The sequence below is a fragment of the Wolbachia pipientis genome, from assembly GCF_023661085.1.
Classification (GTDB): domain Bacteria; phylum Pseudomonadota; class Alphaproteobacteria; order Rickettsiales; family Anaplasmataceae; genus Wolbachia.
Genome location: NZ_JAHDJT010000090.1, coordinates 1 through 5,718, shown reverse-complemented (window position 1 = coordinate 5,718; position 5,718 = coordinate 1). Strand labels below are relative to the sequence as shown.

Here is a 5,718-nt window from a genome sequence, read left to right as displayed (position 1 = left end):
ACCTGTACAGATTGGGAAGTTAAACAAATAGCTTCAGTACTATAATAAGGGTAACAGCGAGGGTTGTCAAGTAAATTTTTCGTTTTATGACATGGCACAGGCTGGTTTGCTATGCAATAAGCCTAGCCAATGGCTACGTTTAGAAGTAAGAAATTAGGTATGAAAAGACCTCATTTCTACTGCCAATGCTAGCACCGCTAATTTACTAACCGTATTCCAAAGCGATAGGGTTTTATTTTCCACAATCTGGCTGACATCATGGAATTTACAGTCAGTGGAATTTAAGCTAGAATATATATCTTTTCTGCTATTGTACCGATACAAATAGCACGTTGGCGTATTTCCTATATAATATATCAGCGGTTCTGCAGGACTATGTTCAAAAACATCGATGGTTGGTACACCTTCTTGTACAATAACGCTACTCACTTCTATTCCTTCTTTTATCTTTTTCATTTTATTGCGCTTTTTTTTATTGAGGCTTAATATTTCCTCTCCACTTGTTGCTGTTATAATGCCCATTCCGTATGTTCCATTGCTTGCCTTGATGAAAACATAGGGTTGAGTTTTTATTTTATATTCTTCGTATTTTTTTTGCACTAAGGACAGCACTTGATCAACTTTAGCTGCCACCGTTTCCAGCGATGAATCGTCGTTGAAATTGACACTACTACAACTTTCTGTAGGTGCAGAAATAAGCCACGGGTCTATTTGAAATTCGCTACAAAGTTCGGACGCTAGTTTTTGATAGATTTCAAAATATTGAAATTTCTGCCTGCTGTGCCAACCATATAATGGACTTGGCACTATCTCTTGTTTTAAATTTTCTAGCGTGTCTGGAATGTGGCTTGTCATATCCCGATTCAGCACAACAACATCAGGCACAAATCCTGAGGTTGTCTTCAGAAGAGAGTTTTCTTTCACGACAGTTTCATATGGTTCTATTAAATTGTATGTTTCGTTGTGAAGGAGGCCAATTCTAGTTTCAAAACCTGCGAGTTGTAGTATTCTTTCTATGGCAAATACGTTCTCTATATACATTTTATTTCGCGTGTAGTTCTCTGGTATTATGAGAATTTTTTTATGTTGTTTTTCTTTAAAATAGCTCTTCATTAGCTCTACTGCTATTGCTTTTGATACCTCACTTAGGTTGTTGAACCCTGCAGGAAACAAATTAGCATCTATAGGGGCAATTTTGTAACCGGAGTTTCTGAGGTCTATGGAGCTATAAAACGGCAATGTGAGGCTATCAAACTTCTCCTCAAACCAACTATTTAAACTTTTTTTTAATTTTGGATGAATTATATTTTGCATCTGCGCTTTTAATGTTATAAGGAAGGTATTATATTATAAGCTATAATTAAACATATCTAGCAAATTTGATTAGAGATTAAAGTGTAATGAAATTGCCATTTGAAGTGATAGAAAAATGATTCAACATGATAGCAGTAAAATGCATGGAACTACCATACTGTCAATTAGAAAAGGCAAAAGTGTAGTAGTAATAGGTGATGGACAGGTTTCACTGGGCCACACTGTTATAAAATCCGGAGCAAAAAAAGTCAGGCGCCTTTCTGGTGATTCTGTAATTGCCGGTTTTGCAGGGGCAACAGCTGATGCATTTACTCTCTTTGAAAGGCTAGAATCTAAACTTGATAGGCACCCAGGACAATTAATGAGAGCATGTGTTGAACTTGCAAAAGATTGGAGAATGGATAAATATTTGAGGAAGTTGGAAGCTATGATGATTGTTGCAGATAAATCTATTTCGTTAGTGATTACAGGAACAGGTGATGTTCTTGAACCTGAAGATGGGACCGCAGCTATTGGTTCTGGAGGAAATTTCGCTCTATCTGCAGCAAGAGCTTTAATTGATGTAAAAGGAATATCAATAGAAGAGATTGCAAAAAGAGCTATGCGAATAGCAGCTGATATATGTGTTTATACAAATCATAATGTGGTTATTGAAAGGATAGAGGGATAGTATGTCTTCTGAACAAAAAATTTTATGCACTAATTTCTCCAATCAGCCTGTGATGCTTTCAGAAGGGCAGTTTTATGGTAGTGATACCTACAATAAGAGAAATGACCTCTATGAAGACGCTAAAAATGGCTGTGATTCAAATAACAACAACGCTCAAGTTAATGGCAGTGCACAAGTCTTATTGGACGATCTGCCGCCACAAAAGATAGTTAAGGAGTTGGACAGGTTCATAATTGGACAGAATGATGCAAAGCGTGCTGTCGCTATTGCACTCAGGAATCGTTGGCGTCGTAATAAAGTTCCTCTTCCTTTACGTGATGAAATCATACCTAAAAATATACTGATGATTGGTCATACAGGGGTTGGTAAAACAGAAATAGCTCGTCGCTTAGCAAAGCTTGCGGGTGCACCATTCATAAAAGTTGAAGCAACGAAATTTACCGAAATAGGATATGTCGGGCGTGATGTTGATTCGATAATACGTGATTTAGTTGATGCAGCAATAGTTTTAGTTAAAGAGAAAGCTCGCAAAGCTCTAGCTAAAAAAGCTTTGAGTTTAGCTGAGGGGATAATAATCAATTCTATGGTCGGTGAAGATGCAACTGAAGAGAGTAAAAGGGTTTTCAGAGAAAAATTGAGGAATAAAGAGTTTGAAGATGGAGAAGTTTCCATTAAAGTCAGAGAAAGTAAGAGTATGCTACCAGCTTTTGATATACCAGGCATGCCAGGTGGGCAAGTTGGCGTGGTGAACGTCACAGAATTAGTAGGTAAGATGTTTAATGGGGGCAAAAAAACAAAAACTATTACAGTTAAGGTAAAAGAAGCTCGAGAAATATTGATTAACGAAGAAAGTGAGAAGTTAATGGATGAAGATAAGATAATCAAAGAAGCGATTGATCTTGTTAGCAATGAAGGCATAGTATTTTTGGATGAAATAGATAAAATTGCAGCACGTACAGAAGTAAAAGGTGAAGTAAATAGAGAAGGAGTACAACGTGATTTATTACCACTGCTTGAAGGAACAACTGTTTCAACTAAGTATGGCCATGTGAAGACAGACCATATATTATTTATTGCATCTGGTGCCTTTCATTTATCTAAACCGTCTGACCTTTTGCCAGAATTGCAGGGTAGGTTACCTATCAGAGTAGAGCTTAAGGCGCTTACTCAAGAGGATTTAATAAGAATATTAAAGGAACCTGAGTCTAGTTTATTGAAGCAGTATATAGCTTTAATGAAAACAGAGAATGTAATGCTTGAGTTCACCGATGATGGCATCGAAACTATAGCTGAAATAGCGTTTACAGTTAATAGGCAAGTGGAAAATATAGGTGCAAGAAGGCTCCATACTATCATGGAGAAACTTTTAGATGAAATAAGCTTTATTGCTACTGAGAAGAATGGTGAAAAATTTGTTATAGATGGCAAGTACGTGAAAGATAAACTTGAATCGATTTCAAAACAGCTGGATTTATCTAAGTTTATACTTTAATTAAGCTCTGATGGTAATGGCAATATTAGAATGGTAAGAAGTAAGCCAAATCATGAGAATTTAGAGAAAAATACGGATGTTAAAGTCAAACTTTGTGGTAAGGAATTAAGTCTTGTTGATGCTATAAAAGAGCTAGAACAACAGAACGAGCTTAGCGAGCCAAGAGTAGAAGGGCTACCATTGGGCTTTTTGCGTACCTAACTACTATACAGAAAGCCGATAAATAACAGTAGAGAAAAGCTACCCAATAGAAACAAAAAAACTACTTGACAAATTCCGCCGACTTCATTACCATAGCAGTAAGGGTATTTCTGACTCAAAACTTGTTTTTGATCTGCAGGCTCAATGACAAAATTCAGTAAAAAACTCAGGGTATTTTTTGGCGGATTGTATCAAATTATAGCGGCTGCATGTCTTTTTCATTTTTTCTACATTCAGCCAAATCGCGCTTGAACTAAGCGTCAGTAAATTATTATAGCGCCAATTTAAAGTATTATAGAGTCAAAACTCGCCACTCGGGGTTTCTTTGCCTTTTTTTTCGTTTGGTAAGTTTCTTAAATATTTATTGCTAAAGTAGTATCCTGGATACAAGTGTCACGCACTGGAATGAAAGGAGAAGGGGCTACTGGAATGACACCGTCATAAAGTGCAATGAGATTCCAGCTGTGTAACGGTAGGCTAGTTTTTCATATAGTGGTCGGTTTTAACTTAAAGTATTACAGCAGCAAACTTACAACGTTGCTATTTTGTGAATTTAGTAAATGATTTACGAAGTTACTTTTTTAACTTTATTGAAGTAAAAAACTGATTTCCATTGCGGTAAATAAGCAACATTATTGCTTTTTCTTTATCCTTCTCTTTTGCTAAATTTATTTGGTTTTGGAAACTTTCAACGTTTTCTATATAAGTTCCGTTTATTTGCATAATAATGTCTCCTTTTTTGATACCACGCAACGTAATATTCCTGTTAACGTCTACGTTGGTAACTATTACACCTTTTGTAGGTACGTCATTTTTGCCCTCTTTTAACTCTTGTGGTAGATTTGAAACGGTTAAACCATTTATATAATCAGATGTTGATTCATTTTCTTTTTGGTTATTATCTTGGCTGTCACTTGTAGATTCTCCAATGACGACCTTAACATTAACTTCTTTACCACTTCTCAGTAACTTAATTTGCACTTTTTTCTCAGGCTCAGTTCTTGAAACCATTTGAGGTAGTTGTGTCATTCTCTCAACTTTTTTGCCATCAAATTCTAGTAATATATCACCTACTTTAATACCACCTTTCTCTGCTGGACTGTTCTTTACTATGTCTGCAACTAATGCACCTTTTGTATCTTTTAAACCCAAAGAGTCTGCAAACTCTCTTGTTATAGGCTGAACTTGTACACCAAGCCAACCGTGCTTTATCTTTTTGCCGCTTTTTAGTGTGTCAATGATTGATACAGCTAGATTAGACGGTATGGCAAAGCCTATACCCACGTTACCGCCAGATTCAGATGGGGAATAGATGGCGGTGTTAATGCCTATAACTTTTCCATTTAAATCAAATAGCGGTCCTCCAGAGTTGCCTCTATTGATTGCAGCGTCAGTTTGAATAAATTCATTCATAGTGCCAATACTGATATCTCTAGACCTTGCAGATATAATTCCTGTGCTTACAGAGCCACCCAACCCAAATGGATTGCCTATTGCCATGACCGTATCACCAACTCTTGCTTTATCAGAGTCACCAAACGCTACAAAGGAAAGGTCTTTGTCAGCTTTGATCTGAAGCACAGCAAGATCAGTTTTTGCATCATATCCTAAAACTTCTGCTTTGAAATAAGTATTATCGTTCATAGTAACCGTGATATCTTGGGCGTTTTTAATAACGTGATAATTAGTTACGATAGTTCCACTTTTGTCTATAATAAACCCAGACCCAAGCAGCACTACTTCTCTATTGATGCTTGGACTCCTGTCCATAAAAAATTGATCAAAATGCTCAAAAAACTCTCTGAAATCATCAAAAAAATTATTTCTTGGCGTAAAAGGAATTCTAGTTCTATTGTTACTTTCTTGTTTAATGATTTGTTCGCTCGAGATATTTACAACTGCAGGAATAAGTTCTTCTACTAGGTCAGCAAGTCCTTGATTACAGTTGCATACAGTATCTGAAGCCTTTTTTGCACCCCAGTCAAACATGTTAGCATACGAAGAGAACGAAATCAAAAAACATGTAAATATAGATAAAACC

Annotated in this window: 5 protein-coding genes; 3 read left to right on the top strand and 2 right to left on the bottom strand. The window is 36.3% G+C overall.

The features are described from left to right. Positions 1 to 153: 153 nt before the first annotated feature. Positions 154 to 1,314, bottom strand: a complete 1,161-nt coding sequence (gshA, locus tag DM84_RS04485; RefSeq protein WP_250778657.1) for a glutamate--cysteine ligase — start codon at positions 1,312 to 1,314, stop codon at positions 154 to 156. Between the two features lie 115 nt (positions 1,315 to 1,429). Between gshA and hslV the strand changes: the two genes are divergently transcribed. From hslV to DM84_RS04470, 3 genes are read left to right on the top strand one after another with little or no spacing between them, the layout of a single operon-like run. Beyond that, positions 1,430 to 1,984, top strand: a complete 555-nt coding sequence (hslV, locus tag DM84_RS04480) for an ATP-dependent protease subunit HslV (protein ID WP_250778656.1) — start codon at positions 1,430 to 1,432, stop codon at positions 1,982 to 1,984. 1 nt (position 1,985) lies between these two features. Beyond that, positions 1,986 to 3,476 (top strand): ATP-dependent protease ATPase subunit HslU, encoded by a 1,491-nt coding sequence (gene hslU, locus DM84_RS04475; RefSeq protein ID WP_250778654.1) that lies wholly within the window; start codon positions 1,986 to 1,988, stop codon positions 3,474 to 3,476. Between the two features lie 30 nt (positions 3,477 to 3,506). Next, positions 3,507 to 3,677 (top strand): hypothetical protein, encoded by a 171-nt coding sequence (locus DM84_RS04470; RefSeq protein ID WP_250778651.1) that lies wholly within the window; start codon positions 3,507 to 3,509, stop codon positions 3,675 to 3,677. Positions 3,678 to 4,250: 573 nt separating this feature from the next. Here DM84_RS04470 and DM84_RS04465 read toward each other — a convergent pair. After that, the coding region (locus tag DM84_RS04465; protein ID WP_250778649.1) for a DegQ family serine endoprotease at positions 4,251 to 5,718 on the bottom strand (1,468 nt) is incomplete at its 5' end.